This window comes from Promicromonospora alba (assembly GCF_042654905.1).
GTDB classification, from domain to species: Bacteria; Actinomycetota; Actinomycetes; order Actinomycetales; family Cellulomonadaceae; genus Promicromonospora; species Promicromonospora alba.
On the sequence record NZ_JBHSFI010000004.1, the window covers coordinates 674,365 to 700,720 of the forward strand.

Genomic DNA, 26,356 nt, shown 5'->3' on the forward strand with positions numbered 1-26,356 from the left:
GGGCGTCACAACTGGATAATCGGTAAAAGGTCAGGTGATCGGTAGTTCGAACTACCGATCACCTGACCTTTTACCGATTACCCGAGCGGGTAACCGATCACATCTTGTGACCGGCCGAACGGAGCTGCTGGCAGGCCTCGACGATGCGGGCGGCCATACCGGCCTCCGCTGCCTTGCCCCACGCACGCGGGTCGTAGGCCTTCTTGTTGCCGACCTCGCCGTCGACCTTCAGGACGCCGTCGTAGTTCTTGAACATGTGCTCGACGACCGGGCGCGTGTACGCGTACTGCGTGTCGGTGTCGATGTTCATCTTGATGACGCCGTTGTCGACGGCCGCGGAGATCTCCTCCGCCGTCGAACCCGAACCACCGTGGAACACGAGGTCGAACGGGTTCTCCTTGCCGATCTCCGCGCCGACGGCCTTCTGGATGTCGAGCAGGATCTCCGGGCGGAGCTTGACGGCACCCGGCTTGTACACACCGTGCACGTTGCCGAAGGTGAGGGCCGTCAGATAGCGGCCCTTCTCGCCCGAGCCGAGCGCCTTGACCGTGGCCAGGCCGTCCTCGACCGTCGTGTACAGCTTGTCGTTGATCTCGGCCATGTGGCCGTCCTCCTCGCCACCGACGACGCCGATCTCGATCTCGAGGATCGTGCGCGCCGCCTGCGACAGCTCGAGCAGCTCAGCCGCGATGACGAGGTTCTCCTCGATCGGCACGGTGGAACCGTCGAACATGTGCGACTGGAACGTCGGCAGGCCGCCGTTCTTGACCTGCTCCGCCTCGATCGCGAGCAGCGGCTTGACCCAGGAGTCGAGCTTGTCGGCCGTGCAGTGGTCCGTGTGGATGGCGATGTTGACGCCGTAGCCCTTGGCGACCTCGGTCGCGTAGGCAGCGAGTGCGAGCGAGCCCGAGACGCGGTCCTTCACCGTCGAGCCCGACGCGTACTCGCCGCCGCCCACGGAAACCTGGATGATGCCGTCGGACTCCGCCTCGGCAAAGCCCTGAAGTGCGGCAGTGATGGTCTGCGACGAGGTGATGTTGACGGCGGGGTAGGCGAACTTGCCGGCCTTCGCCCGGTCGATCATCTCGGCGTAGACCTCAGGGGTTGCGATGGGCATCTGCGAAACTCCAAATGACTGGTGAGATGGGCGGTCGCAATGAGTGTCCAAGGCCGCCCGGGTATGCACCTTCGATCTTGCCACGATCCACAGGCAGCTGTGTGCGGTCGTTCGACAGTCGAACGGCCGAAACACTGTGGTTTTCGTCTGTCCGCCGCCTTCGGGCGGCCTCGGAACCCGCTCTGACCTCAGCTGACGGGGCGGTCCTCCGGGTTGCGTTCACGGATGGGGGTGAAGACCGCCGCGCCGACCACCGCCAGATAGATGACGGCCACCGCGAGCAGCGGCCCGGACGCGCCGAAGCGGTCCGCGGCCGCCGTGAGCACTGCCGCGCCGAGCGGCGCCAGGCTGTAGTGGATGGTCCAGAACGCCGCGGTGACCCGCCCGAGCAGGGCGTCGGGCGTGACCAGCTGGCGCAGCGACATCGAGCAGACCGCCGCGAGCATGAGCCCGAACCAGAACACGAAGACCGCCGCCCCCATGACCACCGCGTCGCGGTTCAGCGCGAGCGCCACGCCCGCCAGGCCGCACAGGGTCATGGCGGAGATCCAGCAGGCGCCGAAGCCGAACGTCCGGCGCAGACGGGCGGACAGGACCGCTGCCAGGCACGTCCCAGCGCCTCCGGCGGCCATCACGTAGCCGACGACGTCCTCGCTCTCCCCGAGGCCGTGACGCACCTGGTAGATGATCACGTCGGTCAGTCCGTAGGTGACGAAGGTGGTGATCGTCAGGGAGATGGTCAGCACGCGCAGCACCGGGTGCCGCCACAGGAACCGCGCGCCGGTGACGAAACCCGTCCGGAGGTCACGTCCGAGACCGGGGCGGTCCACCGACGCGGCGGGTGCCACCCGCGAGAGCCGGACGGCGAGCAGCCCGAGCGCCGAGACGCCGAAGGTTGCCGCGTCGATGGCGATCGCCGCCGTGACGCCCACCGTCGAGGCGATCAGCCCGGCGAGCGCCGGTCCGCCGATGCTGGCCAGCGAGGCGGTGGCCTGGAGCTTGCTGTTCGCCTCGGCCACCCGTTCGCGGCCGACGATGGTGGGCACCGCCGTGATGTAGGTGATCTGGAACAGCTGCCCGAACACGGAGGCGACACCCGCGACGACGAACAGCAGCCACACCTGCGGCTCCAACGCCCAGCAGACGGGTACCGCCGCGAACAGCAGCAGGCGGGCCACGTCACAGGCGATCAGGAGCCTGCGCCGGTCGAACCGGTCGACCACGGCCCCGCCGACGAGGCCCATCGAGAGCGAGCCGACCGCCATGACGCTCGTCAGCAGGCCCATCTGCACCAGCGAGCCGGTGGCCTCCAGCATGAGCAGCGGGAAGGCGATCACCGAGAACGAGTCGCCCAGCACCGAGAGCGTCTGGGTGCCCCAGAAGACCACGAAGTTCCGGTCCCGGGTCAGGGACTCGCTGCTCATCCGTCGCTCCGGTCCACCGGACGATCCTGGCCGAGACCGCACCCGGAAGCAACGATGCCTCCCGGGCCGACGGCGTCCCGTACGCGCCCTGGTACGACGGCCTACGAGGCGTGCTGCGTCGCCCAGGCGTGCATCGCGACGGCGGCAGCGGCTCCCGCGTTGATCGACCGGGTAGAGCCGTACTGCGTGATGTGCAGGACGACGTCGCAGGCGGCCTGGGCCTCCGCCGTCAGGCCGGTGGACTCCTGGCCGAACAGCAGGACGCACTCCCGCGGGAGTGCGTACCCCTCGATCGGCACGGAGCCCGGCACGTTGTCGATGCCGACGATCGGCAGCCCGCCGGGGGTCACCGTCCGCACCCACTCGGCCAGCGCCTCGGCGTCCGGGTGGTGCGTCACGTGCAGGTACCGGTCGGTGACCATCGCGCCGCGGCGGTTCCACCGGCGTCTGCCCACGATGTGCACGCCCGCCGCGTTGAACGCGTTGGCGGTGCGAACCACCGAGCCGATGTTCAGGTCGTGCGCCCAGTTCTCGATGGCCACGTGGAACGGGTGCCTGCGCGTGTCCAGGTCGGCGACTATCGCCTCCACGGACCAGTAGCGGTACTGGTCGGCGACGTTCCGGCGGTCGCCTTCGGCCAGGAGCTCCGGGTCGTAGCGCGGGTCGTCGGGCAGCGGTCCGGACCACGGGCCGACGCCGACCTCGTGCTCGGGGTTGGTCATACCCGTCGTCGTGCCCATCAGACCAGGTCGACGATGTCCGCTATCGAGTTCACCACGTGGCTCGGGCGGAACGGATACGTCTCGACCTCTTCGGCCGACGTCGACCCCGTGAGCACCAGGAACGTCTCCAGGCCGGCCTCCATGCCGCCCAGGATGTCCGTGTCCATGCGGTCCCCGATCATCGTCGTCGACTCCGAGTGCGCGCCGATCAGGTTGAGCGCCGACCGGAACAGCACCGGGTTCGGCTTGCCCACGTAGTAGGGCTGGCGGCCGGTCGCCGCCGTGATCATCGCGGCCACCGACCCGGCGGCGGGCAGCAGGCCCTCCTGCGACGGTCCGGTCACGTCCGGGTTGGTGCAGATGAACCGCGCACCACCGGTGATCAGCCGGATCGCCTTGGTGATGGCCTCGAACGAGTAGGTGCGGGTCTCGCCGAGCACCACGTAGTCCGGGTCCGACTCGGTGAGCGTGTAGCCCGCCTGGTGCAGCGCCGTCGTCAGGCCCGCCTCGCCGATCGCGTACGCGCTGCCGTTCGGGATCTGGTCGGCGACGAACTGGGCGGTGGCCAGGGCCGACGTCCAGATGTTCTCCTCCGGCACGTCGATGCCGCTGTACGCGAGCCGGGCACGCAGGTCGCGCGGCGTGAAGATCGAGTTGTTCGTCAGGACGAGGAACGGCAGCTCCTTGTCCCGCAACGCCTTGATGAACTCGGGGCCGCCGGGGAGGGCGGTGCCCTCGTGCACCAGCACGCCGTCCATGTCCGTCAGCCAGGCTTCGGTGGTCCGCTCGATCATGGCCGCCAGCCTAGCGGTCGGGTCGCAGACGCCCGTGCCGTGGTTGTTGACGGGGTCAGGTCACGTCAGGTCAGGCCACGTCAGGTCAGGCCCGGGATCCCGAAACCGTTGATCGTGCCGCCGGACTCGAAGCGCGGTCCGCCCTTCTCCATGGGCAGCACGATCCGCGCGACCTCCGCGACACGCTTGGCCCGCTCGGTCAGGGTCGTCACGTCGGTGCGGCCGGGCCGCCACAACATGATCGACGGTCCCTCGATCCGGAGCCGGGACCCGTGGAAGTCGGGCAACATCACGATGTTCGCGAGGCGTGCGTCGAGGGCCCGGCGCGCGAAGTACTCGTCCGAGGTACGCACGAGCCACTGGCCGTCGAACGCGGGGTTGTCGATCTGGACGTCCTGCGCACCGAAGAGCTTCTGCCACTTCTCGCGGATGCCCTCTGGCGACAGGTCCACGACCGGCTCGCCCGGTAGCGCGTCGAGCGCCACGACGTGCGCCATCCGGCGCAGACCCGCGCGGCGAGTGTCGGCGTCGGGCGAGCCCGAGCGCCACGTGTACGTGAAGGAGACGATGTCGTGGCCGTCGACGTGCCCTCGCATCACGTCGCGGGCCTCACGGTCCAGGCCCATGCCGAACGGCCGGCCGCTCCAGCGCTGGGCGAGCATCGGGTCCTTGCCGATGTACTCCCACCCGTTCGCCTCGGCCCACTGCTCGACGTCCTGCGAGCGCCCGCGCTTCATCACGCGCGCCGCAGCGACGGTGAACACCACCAGTCCGATGACGAGCAGGACTAAAGCGACAAATGGCCCCATGAACCTAAAGATACAGTAGGGCTAGGCAAAAGTCTTCACGGCAAGTGATATCGAGACGACCGAATTACGGTATTGAGGAGCTCAGGAGAGGCCGAGGTCCTGCAGTCCGTAGAGGTAGTGGTACGGCACGCCCAGCGCCTCGATCTTCTCGCCGGCCCCGGTGGCCCGGTCGACGATCGTGGCCACGCCCAGCACCTCCGCGCCGGCCGCGCGCGCCGCCTCGATCGCGGCGATCGGCGAGCCGCCGGTGGTGGTGGTGTCCTCGACCACGACCACCTTGCGGCCCGCGATGTCCGGCCCCTCGATCTGGCGCTGCATGCCGTGCGCCTTCGCCGCCTTGCGCACCACGAACGCGTCCAGGTCCTGGCCGCGGGAGGCCGCGGCGTGCAGCAGCGCGTCCGCGATGGGGTCGGCGCCGAGGGTGAGGCCGCCCACCGCGTCGATCTCGGCGGTGCCCAGCCCGACCTCCTCGAGGTGGTCGAGGAGCACGTGCCCGACGAGCGGGGCCGCCCGGTGGTGCAGCGTGATCCGGCGCAGGTCGACGTAGTAGTCGGCCTCCTTGCCGGAGGACAGGGTCACCTTGCCGTGCACCACGGCGAGCTCCTTGATGAGCTCTGCCAGCTGCTCGCGCGGGGTCGGGGAGAAGTCAGCGTTCACGGTGCAAGGGTACGTCGCGGCGGACGCCGGTCCGGGTTGCCGGGGACCTCTGGGAGGGTTCTGCTGTGAGCATCATGGACAACGCGGTGTACGTGGACGGCAAGCGCACGGCGAACCCGGCGAGCATCGAGGAGACCTGCGAGGTCACGCGCGAGCGCGGCGGGACCGCCTGGGTCGACCTGGCCTGGCCCGAACCCGACGAGATCCGGGCGGTGGCCGAGGAGTTCTCCCTGCACCACCTCGCGGTCGAGGACGCCATCCACGCGCACCAGCGCCCGAAGATCGAGCACTACGACGACGTGATCTTCGTGGTGCTGCACCCCGCGCGCAGCGTGGACGACGACGGCGACGGGCACGTCGACCGGGTCGAGTTCGGCGAGGTGCACGCCTGGGTGGGGCCGGACTTCGTCGTCACGATCCGCCGGTCCGTCACGCCCGACCTGGGCGCCATGCGGGGCCGGCTGGAGCAGGAGCCCGACCTGCTGCGCCTGGGACCGGTCGCGATCCTCACGGCGCTCCTGGACGAGGTCGTGGACACCTATCGGCCCGTTGTCGCGCGGCTGCGCGGCGACATCGACCAGATCGAGGACCAGCTGTTCTCGCGCGACCCGGAGGTGTCGTTCCGCATCTACGAGGCGACCCGCGAGGTGATCGGCCTGCAGCGCGCCACCGGCCCGCTGGTGGACATGCTCCAGGAGCTGCACGACGCCAAGCAGCGGTACGTCGGCGGGGAGCCCGGCACGGAGCACCTGGACGCCGACCTCCCGCAGGGCCCGCTCTGGGTCGAGCTGCTGCGCAGCCTGCGCAACGTGCTGGACCACGCCGTCAAGCACGCGGAGACGTCGGGCACGTTCCGCGCGCTGCTGACGAACGCGCTGAACGTGCACTCGACCCTGGTGACCCAGGAGCAGAACGAGGAGATGCGCCGCATGTCGGAGATCAGCCTCCAGCAGAGCGAGCAGACCAAGAAGATCTCGGCCTGGGCCGCGATCCTCTTCGCGCCGACGCTGATCGGCACCATCTACGGCATGAACTTCGACTACATGCCCGAGCTGCACTGGGTCCTCGGGTACCCGCTCGCGCTCGCCGGGATGCTCGGCCTGGGCGGGGTCTTCTACTGGATCTTCAAGAAGGTCGGCTGGCTCTGACGGCCCGGCGCCAGGAGGCGCCGGGACCGCCCGCCCAGCCGCGCCGCGCCGTCCGTCAGCGGTACTTGCCGACGGCGCGGACGGCCCAGCGCGGCGCCATCCGCAGTGCGGCGGCGGCCACCTTGTACCGCACCGAGGGTGTGGACAGGACGACGCCGCGGCGCACGTCCTCCAGCGATACCCGGACGACGTCGGAGGCATCGAGCCAGGCCCAGTCCGGGATCGCCGACTTGGGGATGCCCGCCCGCTCGTGGAACTCGGTGTGCGTGAAGCCCGGGGACAGCAGGGTCGCGGTGACGCCGGTGCCCTTGAGCTCGACCGCGAGCGACTCGGTGAAGGTCCGCACGTACGCCTTGGCCGCTGCGTAGGTACCGCCGGCGGTGAGGGCCGCCACCGAGCCGACGTTGAGGATCGCGCCCCGGTCCCGTTCGAGCATCTGCCCGACGGCGGCGTGGCTCAGCTCCACGACCGCCTTCACCATGACGTCGATCCCGCGGCGCTCTGTGCTGACGCGGCCCTCCGCGAAGTTCGCGCTCGTGGCGAAGCCCGCGTTGTTGACGAGCAGCCCCACGGGCGGCAGGTCACCGTCCTCGGGCCTGCCCCCGACGACGGCGAGCCGCTGCGCGACCCGCGCGACGTCGTCGGGCACCGACAGGTCCGCCCGGAGCACCTCGACCGCCACACCGTGGGCGCCGCGGAGCTCCGCGGCGACCTGGTTCAGCCACTCCTCGTCGCGGGCCACGAGCACCAGGCCGTGTCCCGCCGCCGCGAGCTGCCGTGCGAACTCCAGTCCCAGGCCGGCGGACCCGCCGGTGATCAGTGCTGTACCCATGTCCGCAGCCTAGGCTTGCGCCCGTTCCCGGCGCTTCAGCCAGATGCCGACGACCACCAGCACGATGATCGCCACGTACGCCGAGGCGGCGAACGGGCTCGCGACCAGGTAGCTCAGGTCGCCCTGGCTGATCGCGAGGGAGCGGCGCAGGCGGTCCTCCGCCATCGGGCCGAGGATCATGCCGACCACCAGTGGTGCCACGGGGTACCCGTAGCGCCGCATGAAGAACCCTGCCGCGCCGATGAGCACCAGGAGCAGCACGTCGATCGGCGAGAAGTTCAGCGCGTAGGAACCGAGCGCGCCGAACATGAGGATGCCCGCGTAGAGGTAGTGCCGCGGGATGCGCAGCACCTTCACCCACATGCCCACGAGCGGCAGATTCAGCACCACGAGCATGAGGTTGCCGATGTACAGGCTCGCGATCAGCGCCCACACCAGCGCGGACTCGTTCAGCATGAGCTGCGGGCCCGGCTGGATGCCGTAGGACTGGAACGCGACGACGATGATCGCCGCGGTCGCCGTCGTGGGCAGGCCGAGGGTGAGCAGCGGGACCAGCACACCCGCCGAGGCGGCGTTGTTCGCGGCCTCCGGACCGGCCACACCCTCGATGGCGCCCTTGCCGAACTGCTTGCGGCGCTCCTTGCCGGCGAGCCGCTTCTCGGTCGCGTAGGAGAGGAACGTCGCGACGTCGGCCCCACCTGCCGGGATGGTGCCCACCGGGAAGCCGATGGCCGCTCCGCGCAGCCACGGCTTCCAGGAACGACGCCAGTCGTCCGGCTTCATCCAGGAGCGCCAGCCCTTCTCGATCGGGATGACCTTGATCGGTCCGTGCCGCATCCGGGAGCCCACGTACAGGGCCTCGCCGACGGCGAACAGGCCGACGGCGACCACCACGACGTCGATCCCGTCGGCCAGGTTGGGCACGCCGAACGTGAAGCGCTGCTGGCCCGTCAGGGTGTCCGTGCCGACCAGCCCGAGGAACAGGCCGAGGGCGAGCGACGCGAGGCCGCGCGGGACCGAGGACCCGATCAGGGCGCCCACGGTGATGAACGCGACCACCATGAGGGCGAAGTAGTCGGGATCGCCCAGCTGGACCGCCACGTCGGCGATCACCGGCGCCAGGAACGTGAGCGCGACCGTGGCGATCGTGCCCGCCACGAACGAGCCGATGGCAGCGGTGGCCAGAGCTGCGGCGCCGCGCCCGGCGCGCGCCATCTTGTTGCCCTCGATCGCCGTGACTATCGAGGCGGACTCACCGGGGGTGTTGAGCAGGATCGACGTCGTCGAGCCGCCGTACATGCCCCCGTAGTAGATGCCGGCGAACGCGATGATCGCCGCCGTCGGCTCCAGGGTGTAGGTCAGCGGGAGGAGCAGCGCGATGGCCATGGCCGGGCCGATGCCCGGCAGCACGCCGACCGCCGTGCCGATGAACACGCCGAACAGCGCCCACAGCAGGTAGACCGGGTGCAGGACGGTGGCGAACCCCTCGAGCAGTGCGGAGAAGTTATCCATGGAGGAACGGCACCCCTTCGAGCAGCGGGCCAGGCGGGAGCGACAGCCCCAGCAGCCCGCCGAAGATCAGTTGGACTATCAGGCCCAGCACGAGCCCGGTCAGGGCCGCGCGCCACCACGGGCGCGCGCCCAGGATCATCGCGGCAGCCGCGAACAGGACCATCGCGGCGAACGGCCAGCCGATGACGTTGATCAGGAACACGTGGACCACCAGGGCGACCACGAGCAGGACCACCGTCAGCCAGTCGGTGCGGACGGTGGGATCGACGTCCTCGCCACCCTCCTCCTCACCGCCCCGGCCGCTCAGGACCAGGAGGACCAGCACCACGCCGATGACGGCAAGCAGCCCGCCCACCAGGTACGGGAAGGCCCGCGGCCCCAGTGTGTTGGTCGAGCTGGGCACGGTGATGCTCCCCGCGGCGACCAGCACGTACACGCCGAGCGCGGTCGTGGCCAGGGCCAGGACGAGCTCGCCCCACCGACGGCGCGGCGGCCCTGCGGCCCCCGGCTCGAGCCTGTCCGACGGCGGAGGGCCGGCCTCCGCCGTCGGCTCACCCGGTGCTGTGGGCGCCAGGGGCGCCGCGTCGTCGGGCCTCACTGGATGAGACCGATGTCCTGGAGCACCACCTGGATCTCAGCGATGTTGCCCTCGAGGTACGTGTCGAACTCGTCGCCCGCGAGGAAGGCGTCGTCCCAGCCCTTCTCCTCGAGGGTGGCCTGCCACGCCTCGGACCCGGCGAGCTCGGTGACGGCAGTGGTCAGCGCCTCCTTGTCGGCGTCCTCGAGGTTGCCCGGGGCGACCACGCCGCGCCAGTTGGTCAGGACGACGTCGTACCCGGCCTCGGTGAGGGTCGGGGTGTCGGGCAGGGCGTCGACGCGCTCCTCGCCGGACACCGCGAGCGCACGCAGCTCGCCGGCCGCCACCTGCTCGGCGTACTCGCTGACACCCGAGATGCCCGCGCTCACGTTGTTGCCGAGCAGCGCCGCCAGGGACTCGCCGCCGCCCGAGTAGGCGATGTAGTTCAGCTTGTTCTGGATGTGCTCCGACGGCATGCCAGAGGCCTGGAGCAGCATCCCCGCGAGGATGTGGTCCGTACCGCCGGCGGACCCGCCGGTGATCGACACGTCCTTGCCGTTCTCCGTGATGTCCTCGACGAGGTCCTCGACGTTCTTGTACGGCGAGTTCGCCGGGACCACGATGACCTCCTGCTCCTCCGTGAGGCGCGCGATCGGGGTGGTGTGCTCGATCCGGGCCTGCGCCTCGTTGGTCTCGACGGCCCCCACCATGACCAGGCCCATGACGAGCAGGGTGTTCGGGTCCGTGGCGTTGGCGATGTTCGCCAGGCCGACCGTGCCGCCCGCACCGTCGACGTTGGTCACCGTCGCGTTGCCGACCAGCCCTTCCTCCTGCATGTCTGTCTGCATGGCACGGCCCGTCTGGTCCCAGCCGCCGCCCGGACCCGCCGGGACCACGATGCTGAGGTCGTCGATGGCCGCGTCGCCGCCGCTACCGCCGCCTGCCTCCAGGGCCGAGCAGCCCGCGAGGGTCAGGGCCAGGACTATCCCGACCGGGGCAGCCCCGGTTCGCATGACGCGCATGTCTTCTCCTTTGAGTGGATGCGGCTGAGTGAAAGTCGCGAGATCGTGGACCGGTCCGGCCACATCGCCGGTACTCGCTCCACCTCGGCGTGAGCGTAGGGAGCACCCCCGGAAAGGTCCGGGTTGTGGTCGCAACGAAGGTTGTGGTCGTTTTGGTCACGACCCCTCGGCTACCGCACCTGCCGCCACCCGGTGCACACTGGCCTCCGTGAGAAGAGCGATGACGCTCCGAGCACAGCTGCTGATGCTGCAGGTGGTCATAGTGCTCGTGCTCGTCTGCACTACCGGTTTCGTGGCGTCCACCCTGCAGGAGCGCCAGCTTCGCGATGCCTACATCGACCGGATGACCGGGGTGGCGCAGTCGGTCGCCCGCCTGCCCGCCATCCTCGAGGCGTACGACGACGAGGACCCGTCTGCCACGATCCAGCCGATCGCCGAGGTGATCCGCGAGGCGTCCGAGGTGACCTACGTGGTCGTCACCGACGAGAACGGCGTCCGCTACTCCCACCCCGACCCCGAGCAGATCGGGCGGCGCGTCTCCACCGACCCCTCCGTACCGCTGTCCGGGCACGTGTGGACCGGCACCCAGACCGGGACGCTCGGCACGTCCTGGCGCGTCAAGGTGCCGGTCTTCGGCCACGCCGCCGACGACGCCGCCCCCGCCCCCGTCATCGGCACCGCCAGCGTCGGCATCCTCGAGTCCGAGCTGCGCGCCGACCTGACCGACGATCGCGGCTGGCTGCTCGGGGCGCTCGCGGTCGCCGCGGCGGTCGGCGTGCTGTGCGCGGCCTGGGTGACCCGCCTCGTCCGCCGCCGGATCTACCTGCTCGAGCCGGAGGACATCGCGGGCCTCCTGGAGACCCGCGGCCTCACCGACGCGCTGCGCTCCCAGTCGCACGAGTTCGCCAACACCGTGCACGTGATCTCCGGGCTGCTGGAGCTGGGCCGCACCGAGGAGGCGGTCGCCTTCATCGAGCGGTCGGGCTACGGCGGGCTGCTCACCTCGTCCGCCGTGGCGCCGGGCGTGCGGTCCCCCGAGCTCGCGGCGCTGCTCCTGGTCAAGGCGATCACGGCACGGGAGCGGGGAGTGATCCTCGACATCGACGACGCGTCCGCACTCGACCCGCCCACCACGCCGGAGGCCTCGTCCCTGCACACGGACGCGCTCGTCGTGCTCGGGAACCTCATCGACAACGCGGTCGACGCCGTCGGCCCGGAGGGCCGGGTCCGTGTGCTGCTGCACGCCGACGGCGCGCTCCTGCACCTCCGGGTGGACGACGACGGCCCGGGGATCCCCGCCAACCTGCACCACCAGGTGTTCAAGGCCGGGTTCTCCACGAAGGTGCTCGGTGACCGCGAGCACAGCCGCGGCATCGGCCTGGCGCTGGTCCGGCGCGTGGTGGACCGGCGCGACGGCGAGGTGGTCATCGACACCGGCGACCTCGGCGGGGCACGGATCACCGTCGAGCTGCCGTTGCCCGCGTCGGCGTCGGACGCCGAGCGCACCCCGGCCGCCGCGGGAACCAGGGAGACGACATCATGACCGAGCAGGCACGGACGCTCGTCGTCGAGGACGACCCGGCGGTCGCCGTCGTGCACCGGGGGTTCGTGGAGAGCCACCCGCGGTTCGTGGTGGTGGGCGAGGCCCGGAACGGTGCCGACGCGCTGCAGCTCGCGTCCGCCCTGCGCCCCGACCTGGTGCTGCTCGACCTGCACCTGCCGGACATCGGCGGGCTCGACGTGCTCCGGCGGCTGCGGCTGCTGCCCGGCCCGCCCGTCGACGTCGTCGCCACCACCGCCGCACGCGAGCTGGACAGCGTGCGGCAGGCGATGGCCGGGGGCGTCGTCGCCTACCTGGTCAAGCCGTTCACGTCCGCCGCGCTGCGCGAGCGGCTCGACGAGGTGTGGCAGCGGCGCGAGGACGTGCGCCGAGCGCAGACCACTCTCGACCAGGACGAGGTGGACCAGCTCCTGGCCGGGCCGCGGACCGCGACCACCCTGCCACCCAAGGGGCTCTCCGAACGGAGCCGCACCCTGGTCCAGGAGGCTCTCGGCCGGCTGTGCGGCACCGCGGAGGACGCGTCGGCGGCGGAGGTCGCCGAGTCGGTCGGCATGTCGCGGGTCAGCGCCCGCCGCTACCTGGAGCACCTGGTCGCGGAGGGACACGCGCAGGTCAGCCCCCGGTACGGCTCGACGGGCCGCCCGGAGAACCGCTACCGCCCGGCGTGACCCCCGCGAGCCGTCAGAGCGGGGCGGCCAGCGGGTCCGGCGTCGGCTGGACCTGGCCGGTCGCCGTGTCGTACACGAAGCCCTCCCGGACCCAGTACTCGAAGCCGCCGATCATCTCCTTGACCTCGTAGCCGAGCTTCGCGAACTCGAGGGCCGCCTTGGTCGCCGCATTGCAGCCGGGGCCCCAGCAGTAGGTCACGACGGGCCGGTCCCGGTCGATGGTCTGCTCGGCCCGCAGGCGCACCTTGCCGCCGGGCAGGTGCACCGCACCGGGCACGTGGCCCTGGTCCCACGACTCCTGGGACCGGACGTCGACCAGCGTGAACGGGGCGTCCGCCGCGGTCCGCCCGGTGAGCGCGGTGTGGACGTCGGCGACGTCGGTCTCGAAGGCGAGGCGTCCGGCGAAGTGCGCGACGGCGGCGGAAATGTCCTGGGAGGTCGTCATAGCCGAAGTGTGCGGATCCCAGGGCGTCGGCGACAAGGGGGCGCGTCCCCACACTCTCTGAAGCGTCCGTAAGCCGCGCTACTCCGAGCCCAGGAAGAGCCCACGTATCCGGGGTGTGTTGCCGAGAGTAGATGTTGTCCACTCTCGGCAACACAGCCCCAGGGGTACCTGTCTCCTTGAGGCCCGTCAGGCGCTCTGCAGCAGGTGCGGGTGCTGCGCCTCCACGACGTTCGGGTGCGCGCGCAGCCGGCTCTTGAGCCAGTTGTCGCCGAACACCGCGTGCAGCGGGTTGGCCGGATCCGCGGTCACGCCGGGCGCGTCGGCGGCGAGCGCGGGTGGCAGGTCGATCGTCGGGATGGACGCGTCCAGCGCGGGCCCGTGGAAGTACGGGATCGAGATGCGGTCCGTGCCGGGCGCCGGGGAGACCACCCGGTGCAGGGTCGCCTTCAGGTAGCCGTCGGTGGCGATCTCGAGCAGCTCGCCGATGTTCACGACGAACGCGCCGGCGGGCGGGACGACGTCGAGCCACTCGCCGTCCTTCTCCACCTGCAGGCCGGCCTTGCCGTCCTCGACGGAGAGGAGCGTGAGCACGCCCAGGTCCTTGTGCGCGCCGACGCCCTGTGCGGGCGCGTCCGCCTGGATCCCCGGATAGCGCGCGATCTTGAGGGCCGGCGAGGGGCGTTCGAACACGGCGTCGAACGTGTCGGACGGCGCCCCGAGCGCCTCCGCCCACGCCCGCAGCAGGCGCGTGGCGACGCCGTCGAGCCGGCTCAGCCACTCCTCGGCGACCTCGCGCAGCGCGGGCAGGGACTCGGGCCACAGGTTCGGGCCCTCCAGGACCCAGTAGTCCGGCTTCCCGGGTTCGGCCGGAACCGCGGGGCGCTCGGCGCCGATGTCGATCTGCTCGCGCTGGTCGACGCGGCCGAGGGTGCGTTCGCCGCCCATGCGGGTCCAGCCGCGAAAGTGCGGGCTGTTGACGTTCTCGATCGCGCGCTTCTGCTCCTCGGGCAGCGCGAAGAACTCCTCGGCCGTGGCGTAGGCGCGGTCGATCAGCTCGCGCGGGACGCCGTGCCCGACCAGGGAGAAGAAACCGACCTCGTGGGTGGCGCGCCGCAGCTCGTCGCGGAAGCGCGCCTGGTCGTCGGGGCCGCCGTCGAGCAGCGAGAGGTCCAGTACGGGGATGCCGGGCATGGGTGGGTCCTTTCGAAGGGTGCGTGGGTGCGCCGACAGCGGCGGTCCAGGCATCCGTCGATGGCTCCGCCCCGGCCTCCTGGCCGCCCGGAAGGGGCGAACGCTGGAGTCGGCGCGTGCGGGTGGATGCGGTGTGAGCGCGGACTGCTGTCGGCGGCGCGAGGGATCGCGCCAGGGGGTCGCCTCGTCGGCAACCGCTCAGCGGCGACAGCAGGAACAGGTAAAGATGCTCACGATGTGAGACACATTAGCACTCGCCCCGTAGGGACGGAGCGGATCGTGACGCGTCAGTCCGTCATGGCCTCGCGCAGGAACCGGACGACCCGGCGCGCCCGGAACATCAGCGCGTAGCCGATGGCGATCACGTGGCCGACGACGCGCATCGTCTCGTTGACGGCGCCCTCCAGCAGCGTGTCCTCGTCGTCGACCACGCCGTCCCTGGCCGATCGGAGGCTGAGGATCTTCGCCCGGTCGTCCGGGCCCAGCTCCTCCAGGAGCTTCGGCACTGTCGACAGCGACTGCGCGAAGGGCGCGTTGCGCACGAGGACCGGCTTGATGATGTCCTCGGGTTCGAGGAACTTCCCGGCGATGATGATGACGGCGACCACCGAACGCCGTCGGGCGTAGGCCGCCAGAACCGCACCCGCGCCGGCGGACGCACCCATGAGCGCCACCCGCTCGCCGCGCTGCTCGTAGCGCTCGATCATCTCGTCGAGCCGGTCCAGCCGGTCCTGGAACGAGGCGTCCGAGGACCAGCGGACGCGGAACATGGTGGTGCGCACGCCGAGCGCCCGCCAGGTGCGCAGCGCCTCGCGCTGGAGGTGCACCAGGGGTGGCAGCCGGTCGCCGAGCCCGGGCACGAAGATCACGCGGATCGGTGCTTTCCCGGCCGACCCGATCACTCGGCGCGCGGCGTCGTCGAGCCCCGGGAGGTCACCGTCGCCGCTGGTCGTCTGCTCGCTCATGTCGCGCAGAGGCTACACGGCACAGGTACCTGTCAGACCCACAGGTCACCGGAGTGACCTGTGGGTCTGACATCTAGGCCGGTGTCAGCGGACGCCGTACGCCCGGATCACCGTCTGCTGGACGGTGCCGCCCGCCTTGTCCTTCGCGCTGACGCGGACCGAGACGTGCTCGGTGCCGGCCGGCACGTCGAGGCCCGCGGTGTAGACGCCGGCACCCGTCCGGCGCAGCGTTGCCTTGTGCCAGGTGCTGCCGTCGTCGGCCGACCACGCCAGGCTCGCCCCGGTGACCGGGCTACCGGTGCTGCCTGCCTGGTGGCCGACGGTCACCGTGACGGTGGTCCGGCGCGGTGCCTCGTTCCTCAGGTCCGTGCCCTTGACCGCATAGGCGACGTCGAGGGCCGGCACGTGTACGGGCTCGGCCGCGGAACCGCCCGGCTCGGTGTGGAAGTTCCACTCCGTGCGCACCTGCGTGGACCTGTCCCACCAGGACCCGTCCTGCGCCGCGCCGAGCACCACGCGGTAGTCGGCGCCCCCGGCGGGAATGCGCGCCTCCGCCGACGGGTACGTGTTGTCGGCGACGGCAGCGCCGTCCTGCCAGACGCGCAGCCGCGTGGTGTCCCCGCCGAACGACTCGAACGGGTGCCTGCCCGCGTCGCTCCAGGGGGCGAGGCCGAGGTCGAGCGTGCGCCCCGCGGTGGTGATCGATCCCTCGCCGAGCCGGGTGCTCAGGACCGCGCCACCGACGGTCGTCCGCGCTTTCTCCCGCGGCGTATACGTCCGGGGCGCATCCTGGAAGTAACCCTGGTCGGCCTCCTCCGCGCCCGCGTAGACCTCGTGGCCCCATGCGACGCCGTTCGCACTCACGTACTCCGTGCGCCGGCCAGGAGTCGTGACGGGGCTGGAGACCGCCGAGCCCCAGAGATGATCGGCCGCGAAGCCGACCCGCGCGCTCGCGCTCCGGTGGTCCGCGCCGAGCGCCGCGTAACCGGTGGTGATCGCCGCGGTGTTCCGCTCCGTCGCACGGAACTTGAACGTGTCCACCACCTCCTGTGCGTACAGGAGGTCATAGGTGTACGACGGCGCGCGACTCGCGTTCGACGGTCCGGTCAGGACGAAGTGCGTCTGCAGGTCGTGCTTGCCGGTGGTGACCGCAGCCGTGGTGGGCGTCGCGTAGACCTTCGCTCCGGCGGTGACCACCATCCCGAAACCGTAGGGTTCGCCGTCGGCCGCGGTCCGGGTGTCGTCCAGCGCGAGCCACGTGAGGTCCGCGGGCCGCTCGGTGGTGGCCGTCAGCTCCCGTGCCTTCCGCGCGTCGAGGACCAGCGCCGTGTCGTCGGCCACCTCGAACTCGGGGTGCAGCACGGCGACCGCCTCGGAGACCACGAACTCCTCGTCCGCCGTCCACAGGAAGCCCGTGACCGAGTAGCTGCCCGGCGGGACCCGCAGGTCGACGCCCTCCGCACCGATCTCCAGGTGCTCGCTGAACAGGGCGGGGTCGTCGACGTTCACGACGCGGACGGTGGACGAACCGGCGTGCGGCTTGCCGTCGCGCCCGACCGCGTCGATGTTGAGGTCGGCCAGGTCGCGCTCCTTGTAGTAGCCGAGCGGGGTACGGATCTCCTGGCCGTCCGGCCCGGTGGCGGTCACGGCACCCGAGTAGCGGCGCTCGACGGCGCCGACCGTCGTGTCCACGCGGACGTCGACGGTCGCGGTGCCCTGCGCGGGGACGGTCAGCGTGGTCGCGCTGAGCCGCACGGCGCGGGCCGGCAGGGGCTTGCCGTCCTGCCGGGTCGCCGTGACCGCGAGGTCGAGCGTGACCGCGGCGTCGGTGTCGTTCTCATAGGTGAGCGTCCGCTTCACCTTGCCCTTCTGCGGAAACTCCAGCGCGCCGAACGACAGCGAGGCGGGAGACGCCATGACCGGCAGCTCCAGCGCGGCGGGCAGGAAGATGCGCCCGGCACCCTCGTCGAACACGCCACCGCTCGTGTGCTGGGCGGAGCCCATGAGCACTGCCTTGAGCTGCTGCGCCGACAGGTCGGGGCGGGCCTGCTTGAGGACTGCCGCCGCGCCCGCCACGTGCGGAGCGGCCATCGAGGTGCCGCTCCAGGCGACGTACTCGCCCGTCCCCGACTCCGGCTTCGTGCCGACGGCGCGGGCCGCGACGATCTCGACTCCCGGCGCGGTGACGTCCGGCTTGATCGCCTGGTCGAGCGCTCGCGGGCCGCGGCTGGAGAAGGTGGCGACGTCGTCGGCGTCGTCCACGGCGCCGACGGTCAGGGCGGAGCTCGCGGCCCCTGGGGTGGCTACCGTCCCGTACTCGCCGTCGTTGCCCGCCGCGACGACGAAGAGGGTCCCGTGCCGGGCACTCAGCGTGTCGAGGGCCACGGAGGTCGGGTCGGTGCCGTCCGTGTAGTTCTCGAACTCGCCGAGGCTCAGGTTCACGACGTCGGCGCCCTTGCCGGCCGCCCACTCCATGCCGTCGACGACCGACGACATCTCGCCGCCGCCGAACTCGTCGAGCACCTTGCCGACGAGCAGGTCTGCCCCCGGCGCGACGCCACGGTTCGTGCCGTCCGACGCGTCGCCGGAGCCCAGCGCGATGGAGGCGACGTGCGTGCCGTGACCGTAGAGGTCGTCGGTGTTCCCGGAGCCGGTGAAGTCCTTGGACCCGACCACCACGTCGTCCAGGTCCGGGTGGGTGCGGTCGAGGCCCGAGTCGAGCACCGCCACCGTCACGCCCTCACCGGTGTATCCCGCTTCCCAGGCCGCGGGGGCGCCGATCTGGGGCATCGAGTCCTCGTCGAGTGCCTGGACGGGTGCGTCCAGCCACACCTTGACCTCGGGTGTGGCCGAGCGAGCTGCCGACGTGTCGCGCCGCAGTCCTGCGAGCAGGTCCGCCGCCGCCGCGCGGTCCAGGTCCGCCGAGATCGCCCCTGCCGACTCGAGCGTCCGCTCGGGCTCCAGGCCGAGCGCCGCCCAGTCGGGCTGCGGCCGGTCCTGTGCCGTGCGCTCGGCGGGCCGGTCGCCACGGAGGGACGCGTCCCGCCCCGCGACTGCTTCGTGCGCCACGGCGGCGTCCTGCACGATGACCGGGACGGTGTCCCGGTGCGCGTCGTCGTACCCGGCCGCGACCAGGCCCGTGACGTTGAACAGCGCGCGATCCATCCGGTCGGGCACGAGGCCCGCGACGTCGGCGGGGATCACGTACAGCCGGTCGCCCTCCGTGATCCGCTGGAAGGCGATGCCCTCGCGTCCCTCACCTGGTGTGACGGCCGCCGAGCTGCGGCCGTCGGCATGCCGGGTGAGCGTCACCCGGTCGCCGGTGATCAGGGTGACGGACGCGGTGGTCGGGGTGTCCGCTGTCGTCAGGGCCTCTGGTCCGACGGCGACGCCGTCACCGTCCGCTCCCGCCGCGGCGGCACCGAGCGTCCACGCCGGCACCCCCGCCCCCATCGCAACCGCCACGGCGAACGCCGCCGCTGCTGCGCCTGTTCTGGCACGCATCTGCTGTCTCCTTCGTGAGAAGCCGGCGGCATGAATGCCACCTCACGGGGGATAACGCGCGAGGACCGCAGATGGTTGGGCGAAAGATTCGGCGTTGTGCCTGCTCAGCGCGCCAAGGGGGGGTGTCACCTCGCAGGCGCGCCGCACGACGCCGAGGCCGTGCGGCACGCCCGCTGCGGGGTCTGGTGTCAGCGGACCCCGTAGGCCCGGATCACCGTCTGCTTGATGGTGGTGCCCGCCTTGTCCTTCGCCTCGACGCGGAGCGAGACGTGCTCCGTGCCCTTCGGGACCCGAAGGTCAGCGGTGTAGACGCCGGCACCGGTCCGGCGCAGCGTGGCCTTGCGCCAGGTGGCGCCGTCGTCGGGCGACCACGAGAGGCGGGCGCCGGTGACGGTGCCGCCCGTGCTGCCGGCCTGGTGGCCGACGGTCACCGTGGCGGTGGTCCGCCGCGGCGCGTTGTTGGCCAGGTCCATGCCTGCGACGTCGTAGGCGACGTCGAGCACGGGCAGCCTGACGAACGGAGGCTCGCCATCCGGGTCGGGCTCTCCGGGCTCGGCGTGGAAGGTCCACTCCGTGCTCTCTCTCGTGGACCGGTTCCACCAGGGGGCGGCCCGTTCGGCGTCGAGGACGACGCGGTAGTCGGCGCCCTCGACGGGGATGGGGAGGCCGAAGAAGATCTCGTCCTCGTCCACGATCTCGGTGCCGTCCTGCCACACCCGGACCTTTCCCGGCTTGTCGAGCGAGTTGATGTGCTGCCCGTCCGAGTCGACGAACGCATCGAGGCCCAGGCGGAGCAGGTCGCCCCAGGTACCGATGCGGTTGTGCTCCGAGAACTTGGCGCTCATCACCGCCCCGCCCAGCGCATTTACCGCTTCGCCCGGGGGATAGACGTGGTCGACACCGTTGATGTACACCTCGTCCGAGCCGTCGCGCGGACTGAGCACTGCAGTGTTCCTCCAGGTCACCTCGTTCGCGGTGACATATTCGGTGCGGCTGGTGCCCGGAGCGACCGGGCGGGAGTATCCACGCAGGTGGACCCACTCCTTGCCGACCGGCAGGCCCCACCGCGAGCTCGAAACGTCGACGCCGGGACCGAGGTCGGCGTAGCCCACGGCTACCGCCGTCGTGTTCTCGGGCGTCGCAGCGAACGCGAGCGTCTCCACCACCTCGTCCTGGTCGTACGCGAGGTCGTACGTGTACTCGGGCGCCTCGTCGGCGGTGCTGGTGGGCGCCGCCAGGTTGAACGCCGCGGTGAGCCCGAAACCGCCCTCGGTGACCGGCTCGGTCCGCGTCGCGTACACGCCGGCGCTGCCGGGGACGGTAGCGCCGAACCCGCTGAACCACTCTTGGGGCTCGTCCACCCGGTGGACGTCGAGGAAGACCCGTTCCCGGACCGCCGGCCGCTCGGTCGTCACCGTGACCGGCTCGCCGACGGTCGCGTCGAGGACCACCGTCGTCTGGCCCGTGACCTCGATCTGCGGCTCCAGGACGTCCGTGAGCTCGGTGACCGATCCCTCGGCGTCCTCGTCCCACAGCTTGCCGTTCACCGAGTACGTGCCGACCGGGACGCGTCCGGTCCACGTGCCGTCCTCGAGCTCGACGAACTCGCTGTACCGGGTGCCGTCGTCGACGTTCGTCACGTGCACGAGGGATCCGCTGTCATGCCGCTCGCCGTCCCGCCCGATGCCTTCGACGGTCAGCTCGTAGTGCTCGGACTCCTTGACCCAGCCGAGGGCCGTGCGGGTCTCGCTGCCGCCGGGAGCGGTGGCGACCACCGCACCGGAGAAGCGCCCGAAGTCACCGGTGGTGCGGTCCACGGTGACGTCAACGGTGGTGGTGCCCTGGGCGGGCACGGTCACCGATGCCGCGGAGAGCGCGGCCGCACCGGCCGGCAACGGTTCGCTGTCCGGGCCGGTCACGTCGATCGCGAGGTCGAGCGTGACCTCCGCGTCCGTCGGGTTCTCGTAGGTGAGTGTTCGCGTCTCCGCGCCCGTCTGCGGGAACAGGAAGGTGCCGAGGGAGAGCGACGACGGCGAGGCCATGACCTGCTGGTCCAGAGCGGCCGGCAGGTAGATGCGCCCGGCGCCCTCGTCCCACACCGTCCCGGAGGTGTGCTGGGCGGAGCCCATGAGGACCGCCTTGAGCTCCTGGCCGGTGAGCTCCGGCCGGGCCTGCTTGAGCACCGCAGCAGCGCCCGCGACGTGCGGGGCAGCCATCGAGGTGCCGGAGGCGGCGACGTGCTGGTCGTCCACGACAGTGCCCATCGCCGTCCCGGCCCCGCGGGCCGCGACGATCTCCTCGCCCGGGGCGGTCACGTCGGGCTTGAGGGCGTTGTCCCCGCCGCGCGGGCCACGGCTGGAGAACCAGGTGACCTCGTCGGCGTCGTTCACCGCGCCAACGGTCAGCGCGGCGTCGGCTGCCCCGGGAGCGGATACCGTCCCGTTGCCGTCCTCCCCGGAGTTGCCCGCCGAGATGACGAACAGGGTGCCGTACTGCGCGCTCAGCGCATTCACGGCCAGGGATCCGGGGTCCGTGCCGTCGCTGTAGTTGCCGCGCTCGCCGAGGCTCATGTTCACGATGTCGGCGCCCTCCGACGCCGCCCACTCCATCCCGTCGATCACCCAGGAGATCGCGCCGCCGTCCTCACCCAGGACCTTGCCGACCAGCAGGTCCGCGCCGGGGGCGACGCCGCGGTTCACGCCGTCGGACGCGTCGCCCGAGCCAAGCGCGATGGAGGCGACGTGCGTGCCGTGCCCGTGGTGGTCGGCAGTGCTACCCATACCGGTGAAGTCCCGCGACCCGACCAGCACGTCGTCCAGGTCGGGGTGGGTGGTGTCCACGCCGCCGTCGAGGACCGCGATGGTGACGCCTTCACCCGTGTATCCCGCCTCCCAGGCTGCGGGCGCGCCGATCTGCGGCGCGGAGTCGACATCGAGCGCCTCCACCGGGGCATCGAGCCAGACCTTGAGGTCGGACGGCGCCGCGGCTGCCGTCCGGGCTCTCGCCGCCGGCTCCTTGAGGGCAGCCAGCAGGTCGGACGCCGCAGCGCGGTCGAGGTCCGCAGCGACTGCGTCGACGGACTCCAGCCTCCGCTCGGGCTCGATGCCCAGGTCTGCCCAGTCGGGCGCGGCCGAAGCGGCGCGCCGAGTGCCCTTCGCCGCCGCCCCACCCGTCGCGGTGGCCTGCACGATGACGGGGACGGTGCCCGGGTGGGACTTGTCGTAGCCGGAGTCGGCGAGGCCCGCGACGTCGAACAGAGCGGGGTCGAGGCGGTCAGGGACCAGGCCGGCGACGTCCGTGGGGATGACGTACAGGCGGCCGTTCTCCATCTGGTGGAGGAAGCCGACCCCTTCACGACCCTCTCCGGGTTCGGTCCCGATCACCTGGGCTCGGCCGCCCGACTGCGTGAGCGTGACCCGGTCGCCAGTGATCAGCGTGACGGTCGAGATCGGGGTTCCTGGTGTGCCGGACGGGGTGGCGGCCGTGCCGAACGCCGTGCCGGACGTCGTGGCGGACGTCGTGGCGGCGGGCGGGTCGCCGGGTCCAGCGGCCGAGGCCACCGTTCCCCCGCCCACCAGGACCGCGGCGAGCATCGCTGCTGCACCTGCTCTGACGCGCATCTGCTGTCTCCTTCGTGAGGAATGGGCGGCATGTGCCGCCCGCACGAGGGCAGACGAACGAAGAGCTCAGGCGGTTGGGGCTGCCCAGCTGTCAGAAACCCGCGGACGTGTCAGACCCACAGGTCACTCGGGTGACCTGTGGGTCTGACACGTCCGGCGGTTTCTGACAGGTCAGCGGAGGAGGAGCGGGGTCGCGTCGCGGAGCGCGCGCGTGTACTCGTGGTGTGGGGTGTCGTAGACGTCGGCGGTGGGGCCCTGTTCCACGATCAGGCCGTCGCGCATCACCGCCACGTGGTCGCAGACGTGCCGCACCACACCGAGGTCGTGCGACACGAGCAGCAGCGTCAGAGCCTGCTCGTCCGCGAGCCGCGCGAGCAGGTCCAGCACCTGCCGCCGGACGGAGACGTCGAGCGCGCTGACGGGCTCGTCCGCCACGAGGATGCGCGGCCTGCACACGAGAGCCCGCGCGATGGCGATGCGCTGGCGCTGCCCGCCCGAGAACTGGTGCGGGTACCGCTCGGTCGCGTCGAGCGGCAGGCCGACGGCGTCCAGCATCTCCCGCACCGTGTCCCGGCGGGCCGACGCCGTCCGCGGGCCGCCGGCCCGGACGTTCGCGGGGTTGAGGAGCGGCTCCGCCACGATGTCGCCCACCGTCATGCGGGGGTCGAGCGAGCTGTACGGGTCCTGGAACACGACCTGCAGGGCCGCGCGCAGGTCGCCCAGCCCGGGAGCGCCCGCACGGCTGGTCGGGCCCGTCGAGTCACCGTCACCCGCACCGCTGGTCGGGCCCGTCGAGACACCGTCCGCGCCGAGCCGCACCCCGGCGCTCGTCGCGTACCCCGACGTCGGCCGGTCCAGCCCCGCCACGATCCGCAGCAGCGTCGACTTGCCCGACCCGGACTCGCCCACTATCCCGAACCGCTGCCCCTCCTGGACCTCCAGCGAGACCCCCCGCAGCGCGTGCACCACGTCGCCGCGGCTCGGATAGGTGCGGGTCACGTCCGCGACGCGGATCAGCGGTTCCCGGGCATCCCGCGGTGCGGCGGGCAGGCGGGGCTCCAGGGCCGACGCCGCCAGCAGCCGCTTCGTGTACTCGTGCCGCGGGTGCGCGAACACCTCGGCGACGGGGCCCTCCTCGACCACCACGCCCTCGAGCAGCACCACCACCCGCTCGCAGACCTGGGACACCACTGCCAGGTCGTGCGTGATGAACAGCAGCCCCGCACCCCGGTCCTCGACGAGGCGCACCATCAGGTCCAGCACCTGGCGCTGCACTGTGACGTCCAGGGCCGTCGTCGGCTCGTCCGCCACCAGCACGGCCGGGTGGTTGGCCAGCGCCATCGCCAGCCCCACCCGCTGGCGTTGCCCGCCGGACAACTCGTGCGGGTAGCGCCGGGCGGCGCCGGCGGGCAGGCCCACCTCGACCAGGAGCTCGGCGGCGCGCCGGGTCGCCGTACGGCCCGTCGTCCCGTGCAGGGTCATCGCCTCGGCGACCTGGCGACCCACCCGCATCAGCGGGTTCAGCGCTGTCATCGGTTCCTGGAAGACCATCGACATCGCCTCGCCGCGCAGCCGGGCCATGGCTTGCTCGCGCCGGTCCAGGAGGTTCCCGGGCACGTCGGCGAGTCGCACCTGGCCGGTTGCCGCGACGCCGTCGGGCAGCAGGCCGAGCGCCGCGAGCGCCGTCATCGTCTTGCCCGAGCCGGACTCGCCGATCAGGCCGACGCGCTCGCCGGGGGCGACCCGGAGGGAGACGTCGGACAGGAGCGGGCGGCCGCTGCCGGTGCGCACCGTGAGGTCGCGGATGTCGAGGGCGGTAAGTTGCTCGGTCTCGTCGGAAGGGTGCTGGGTCTCGACAGGCTCGACCAACGCTCCGGGCTCGGCCACCGAGCGGCTGGGCTCGACCAACGCTCCGTGCTCGGCGCCCGCCGTCCGGGGCTCGACGGCGGAGAGGCGGGGGTCGAAGACGTCGCGCAGGCCGTCGCCCAGCAGGTTGAACCCGAGCACGGCCACCGCTATCGCGACGCCGGGCACTATCGCGAGGTGGTCGGCGACGCCGAGGAACTGCTGGGACTCCTGCAGCATGCGGCCCCACGACGGCGTCGGCGGGGGTGTGCCCAGGCCGAGGAACGACAGCCCGGCCTCGGCGAGCACGGCGATCGCGAAGTTCACGGAGCACTGCACCATCACCATGCCGCCGATGTTGGGCAGCACGTGCCGGGCGGCGATCGCGAGCTCGCCGCGGTTCGCGGCCCGGGCGGCCAGCACGTAGTCGGACCGCACGACCTGCAGCGTCCCGCCGCGTGCGACACGGGCGAAGGCGGGGATCGAGCCGATGCCGAGCGCGACCATCGCCGTCACGGTGCCCGCGCCGTAGACGGCGCCGAGAACGATCGCGAGCAGCAGACCGGGGAAGGCGAGGAGGATGTCGCTGCCCCGCATCAGGAGGGCGCCGAGCCGCCCGCCGCGCATCCCCGCGAGCACGCCGAGCGGTACGCCGACCACTGCCGCGATGCCCACCGCCACCAGGCCGACCAGCAGGGTGATCTGGGCACCCGCCATGACCTGCGAGAGCACGTCGCGGCCGAACCGGTCGGTACCGAGCCAGTGCTCCGTCCCTGGCGGGAGGAGGCGTTCGGCGCCCGCGTGCTCGGGGTCGTACGGCGTCCAGACGAGCGAGACGAGGGCCGTGACGACGACCAGCCCGACCAGCAGCGCGCCGATCACGAGCTGGGGGTGCGTCCCAGGCCGACGGCGGCGGGTCTCGACTCGTGGCTCCTGAGCCTGTCGAAGGGCGACCAGCGGTTGTTGGCCGGTCATGACGCCCTCCTGAGCCGGGGGTCCAGCAGCGTGTAGGCGAGGTCGACCAGGAAGTTCAGCAGCACCACGAGCACGACGAGCACCGCGACTATCGACTGCACGGCGAGCAGGTCGCGGTTGCCCACGGAGTCGAGCAGCAGGCTGCCGAGGCCGGGCACGGCGAACACCCGCTCGATGACCACCGCGCCGATCAGCATCGACGCGATCTGCACGCCCACCACTGTCACGATCGGCACGCCGGCGTTCCGCAGCCCGTGCCGCACCAGCGCGCCGGTGAACGTGAGCCCCTTGGCGCGGGCGGTCCGCAGGAAGTCCTCGCGCATGATCTCCAGCACGGCGCTGCGGACGTACCGCGTGATGATCGCGGCCTGCACGGAGCCCAGCGCGACGGCGGGCAGCAGCACGTGCCGCCAGAACTCCCCGAACCCGTCCACGGGCGCCGTCCACCCGCCCGACGGCAGCCAGCCGAGCCGCACGGCGAACAGCGCCACGAGCAGCACGCCCACCAGGAAGTTCGGCACCGCCACGCCCACCTGGCTCACCGCGGACAGCGTCACGCCGCCCGCGTTCCGGTGCCAGACGGCGGCCAGCGTGCCCACGGGCACCGCCACCACCAGGGCGATCAGCATGCCGAGCAGCACGAGGATGCCCGTCACCTGCACCCGGTCCGCGACCAGGGGCGTGAGGTCCTGCGACGTCACGTAGCTCGTGCCGAGGTTCCCCGTGAGCAGGCCGCCCATCCACTCGAGGTACTGGGACACGAGCGGCCCGTCCGTGCCGTGCTCAGCCCGCCAGGCCGCAAGCGCCTCGGGGGACGCCTCGATCCCGAGCGCGACGGCGGCGGGGTCACCGGGCAGCACCCGCAGCAGCACGAAGATGGCCGCCGTCGCCACGAGGAGGGTGGCGACGAGCTGGGCGAGGTGCGAGGCGAGGTGTCTGGCCACGGGTGGTTGTCCGGCGTCGTGCCG

The 26,356-nt window shown here is 71.7% G+C and carries 20 protein-coding genes; 3 read left to right on the forward strand and 17 right to left on the reverse strand.

Annotation, left to right across the window (positions count from 1 at the left end):
• Positions 1-97: 97 nt before the first annotated feature.
• From fbaA to pyrE, 6 genes are all read right to left on the reverse strand, one after another.
• Positions 98-1,117 (reverse strand): class II fructose-bisphosphate aldolase, encoded by a 1,020-nt coding sequence (gene fbaA / locus ACFO6V_RS13995; protein WP_377136323.1) that lies wholly within the window; start codon positions 1,115-1,117, stop codon positions 98-100.
• Between the two features lie 188 nt (positions 1,118-1,305).
• Positions 1,306-2,541, reverse strand: coding sequence for an MFS transporter (locus tag ACFO6V_RS14000; RefSeq protein ID WP_377136324.1), 1,236 nt, complete (start codon positions 2,539-2,541; stop codon positions 1,306-1,308).
• 101 nt (positions 2,542-2,642) lie between these two features.
• Entirely contained in the window at positions 2,643-3,281 is a 639-nt protein-coding gene (locus ACFO6V_RS14005; RefSeq protein WP_377136325.1) for a TrmH family RNA methyltransferase, read from the reverse strand.
• Entirely contained in the window at positions 3,281-4,057 is a 777-nt protein-coding gene (locus ACFO6V_RS14010; protein WP_357503765.1) for an HAD-IIA family hydrolase, read from the reverse strand. The genes ACFO6V_RS14005 and ACFO6V_RS14010 overlap by 1 nt, the downstream gene beginning before the upstream one ends.
• Before the next feature lie 80 nt (positions 4,058-4,137).
• A complete protein-coding gene (locus tag ACFO6V_RS14015; protein ID WP_377136326.1) occupies positions 4,138-4,866 on the reverse strand; it encodes a type III secretion system chaperone family protein in 729 nt (242 codons plus the stop codon).
• Between the two features lie 81 nt (positions 4,867-4,947).
• The gene (gene pyrE, locus ACFO6V_RS14020) at positions 4,948-5,523 is read right to left on the reverse strand and encodes an orotate phosphoribosyltransferase (protein ID WP_377136327.1); all 576 of its coding nucleotides are present in this window, start codon (positions 5,521-5,523) and stop codon (positions 4,948-4,950) included.
• A 65-nt stretch (positions 5,524-5,588) separates the two neighbouring features.
• On the opposite strand from pyrE, the gene ACFO6V_RS14025 reads away from it, so the two are divergent.
• Positions 5,589-6,671 carry a magnesium and cobalt transport protein CorA gene (locus tag ACFO6V_RS14025; protein ID WP_377136328.1) on the forward strand — a complete coding sequence of 361 codons (1,083 nt, stop codon included), beginning with the start codon at positions 5,589-5,591 and terminating at the stop codon, positions 6,669-6,671.
• A 55-nt stretch (positions 6,672-6,726) separates the two neighbouring features.
• Here ACFO6V_RS14025 and ACFO6V_RS14030 read toward each other — a convergent pair whose 3' ends face one another.
• The 4 genes from ACFO6V_RS14030 to ACFO6V_RS14045 are packed head-to-tail and all read right to left on the reverse strand — an operon-like array spanning position 6,727 to position 10,614.
• Positions 6,727-7,503: an SDR family NAD(P)-dependent oxidoreductase gene (locus ACFO6V_RS14030; protein WP_377136329.1), complete on the reverse strand. Its 777-nt coding sequence runs from the start codon at positions 7,501-7,503 to the stop codon at positions 6,727-6,729.
• Positions 7,504-7,512: 9 nt separating this feature from the next.
• Positions 7,513-9,015 (reverse strand): tripartite tricarboxylate transporter permease, encoded by a 1,503-nt coding sequence (locus ACFO6V_RS14035; protein WP_377136330.1) that lies wholly within the window; start codon positions 9,013-9,015, stop codon positions 7,513-7,515.
• The gene (locus tag ACFO6V_RS14040; protein ID WP_377136331.1) at positions 9,008-9,613 is read right to left on the reverse strand and encodes a tripartite tricarboxylate transporter TctB family protein; all 606 of its coding nucleotides are present in this window, start codon (positions 9,611-9,613) and stop codon (positions 9,008-9,010) included. Before ACFO6V_RS14040 ends, ACFO6V_RS14035 begins: the two co-directional genes overlap by 8 nt.
• On the reverse strand, positions 9,610-10,614 hold the full coding sequence (locus tag ACFO6V_RS14045; protein ID WP_377136332.1) for a Bug family tripartite tricarboxylate transporter substrate binding protein: 1,005 nt from the start codon (positions 10,612-10,614) through the stop codon (positions 9,610-9,612). Before ACFO6V_RS14045 ends, ACFO6V_RS14040 begins: the two co-directional genes overlap by 4 nt.
• Positions 10,615-10,822: 208 nt before the next feature.
• Between ACFO6V_RS14045 and ACFO6V_RS14050 the strand changes: the two genes are divergently transcribed.
• Both ACFO6V_RS14050 and ACFO6V_RS14055 read left to right on the forward strand, forming a co-directional pair.
• Positions 10,823-12,157, forward strand: a complete 1,335-nt coding sequence (locus ACFO6V_RS14050) for a sensor histidine kinase (RefSeq protein ID WP_377136333.1) — start codon at positions 10,823-10,825, stop codon at positions 12,155-12,157.
• Positions 12,154-12,843 (forward strand): response regulator, encoded by a 690-nt coding sequence (locus ACFO6V_RS14055; protein ID WP_377136334.1) that lies wholly within the window; start codon positions 12,154-12,156, stop codon positions 12,841-12,843. The genes ACFO6V_RS14050 and ACFO6V_RS14055 overlap by 4 nt, the downstream gene beginning before the upstream one ends.
• A gap of 13 nt (positions 12,844-12,856) precedes the next feature.
• On the opposite strand, the gene ACFO6V_RS14060 is transcribed toward ACFO6V_RS14055, so the two are convergent.
• The 7 genes from ACFO6V_RS14060 to ACFO6V_RS14090 form a co-directional block, all read right to left on the reverse strand.
• Positions 12,857-13,288: a rhodanese-like domain-containing protein gene (locus tag ACFO6V_RS14060; protein ID WP_377136335.1), complete on the reverse strand. Its 432-nt coding sequence runs from the start codon at positions 13,286-13,288 to the stop codon at positions 12,857-12,859.
• Positions 13,289-13,474: 186 nt separating this feature from the next.
• Complete coding sequence (locus ACFO6V_RS14065) at positions 13,475-14,479, reverse strand: isopenicillin N synthase family dioxygenase (protein ID WP_377136336.1); 1,005 nt, start codon at positions 14,477-14,479, stop codon at positions 13,475-13,477.
• 287 nt (positions 14,480-14,766) lie between these two features.
• A complete protein-coding gene (locus ACFO6V_RS14070; RefSeq protein ID WP_377136337.1) occupies positions 14,767-15,444 on the reverse strand; it encodes an alpha/beta fold hydrolase in 678 nt (225 codons plus the stop codon).
• An 84-nt stretch (positions 15,445-15,528) separates the two neighbouring features.
• Complete coding sequence (locus tag ACFO6V_RS14075; protein WP_377136338.1) at positions 15,529-18,948, reverse strand: S8 family serine peptidase; 3,420 nt, start codon at positions 18,946-18,948, stop codon at positions 15,529-15,531.
• Positions 18,949-19,136: 188 nt separating this feature from the next.
• The gene (locus ACFO6V_RS14080) at positions 19,137-22,568 is read right to left on the reverse strand and encodes a S8 family serine peptidase (protein WP_377136339.1); all 3,432 of its coding nucleotides are present in this window, start codon (positions 22,566-22,568) and stop codon (positions 19,137-19,139) included.
• A 171-nt stretch (positions 22,569-22,739) separates the two neighbouring features.
• Positions 22,740-25,388 (reverse strand): dipeptide ABC transporter ATP-binding protein, encoded by a 2,649-nt coding sequence (locus ACFO6V_RS14085; protein ID WP_377136340.1) that lies wholly within the window; start codon positions 25,386-25,388, stop codon positions 22,740-22,742.
• Positions 25,385-26,332: an ABC transporter permease gene (locus tag ACFO6V_RS14090; protein ID WP_377136342.1), complete on the reverse strand. Its 948-nt coding sequence runs from the start codon at positions 26,330-26,332 to the stop codon at positions 25,385-25,387. The genes ACFO6V_RS14085 and ACFO6V_RS14090 overlap by 4 nt, the downstream gene beginning before the upstream one ends.
• Between the last annotated feature and the right edge of the window lie 24 nt (positions 26,333-26,356).

Bases quoted from the DNA above. Each gene is read 5' to 3' on its own strand.
- ACFO6V_RS14030 (WP_377136329.1), bottom strand. From the start codon at position 7,503: ATGGGTACAGCACTGATCACCGGCGGGTCCGCCGGCCTGGGACTGGAG.
- ACFO6V_RS14045 (WP_377136332.1), bottom strand. From the start codon at position 10,614: ATGCGCGTCATGCGAACCGGGGCTGCCCCGGTCGGGATAGTCCTGGCC.
- ACFO6V_RS14075 (WP_377136338.1), bottom strand. From the start codon at position 18,948: ATGCGTGCCAGAACAGGCGCAGCAGCGGCGGCGTTCGCCGTGGCGGTT.
- ACFO6V_RS14085 (WP_377136340.1), bottom strand. From the start codon at position 25,388: ATGACCGGCCAACAACCGCTGGTCGCCCTTCGACAGGCTCAGGAGCCA.
- ACFO6V_RS14080 (WP_377136339.1), bottom strand. From the start codon at position 22,568: ATGCGCGTCAGAGCAGGTGCAGCAGCGATGCTCGCCGCGGTCCTGGTG.
- ACFO6V_RS14005 (WP_377136325.1), bottom strand. From the start codon at position 3,281: ATGGGCACGACGACGGGTATGACCAACCCCGAGCACGAGGTCGGCGTC.
- ACFO6V_RS14035 (WP_377136330.1), bottom strand. From the start codon at position 9,015: ATGGATAACTTCTCCGCACTGCTCGAGGGGTTCGCCACCGTCCTGCAC.
- ACFO6V_RS14015 (WP_377136326.1), bottom strand. From the start codon at position 4,866: ATGGGGCCATTTGTCGCTTTAGTCCTGCTCGTCATCGGACTGGTGGTG.
- ACFO6V_RS14000 (WP_377136324.1), bottom strand. From the start codon at position 2,541: ATGAGCAGCGAGTCCCTGACCCGGGACCGGAACTTCGTGGTCTTCTGG.
- ACFO6V_RS14055 (WP_377136334.1), top strand. From the start codon at position 12,154: ATGACCGAGCAGGCACGGACGCTCGTCGTCGAGGACGACCCGGCGGTC.
- fbaA (WP_377136323.1), bottom strand. From the start codon at position 1,117: ATGCCCATCGCAACCCCTGAGGTCTACGCCGAGATGATCGACCGGGCG.
- ACFO6V_RS14060 (WP_377136335.1), bottom strand. From the start codon at position 13,288: ATGACGACCTCCCAGGACATTTCCGCCGCCGTCGCGCACTTCGCCGGA.
- ACFO6V_RS14010 (WP_357503765.1), bottom strand. From the start codon at position 4,057: ATGATCGAGCGGACCACCGAAGCCTGGCTGACGGACATGGACGGCGTG.
- ACFO6V_RS14065 (WP_377136336.1), bottom strand. From the start codon at position 14,479: ATGCCCGGCATCCCCGTACTGGACCTCTCGCTGCTCGACGGCGGCCCC.
- ACFO6V_RS14070 (WP_377136337.1), bottom strand. From the start codon at position 15,444: ATGAGCGAGCAGACGACCAGCGGCGACGGTGACCTCCCGGGGCTCGAC.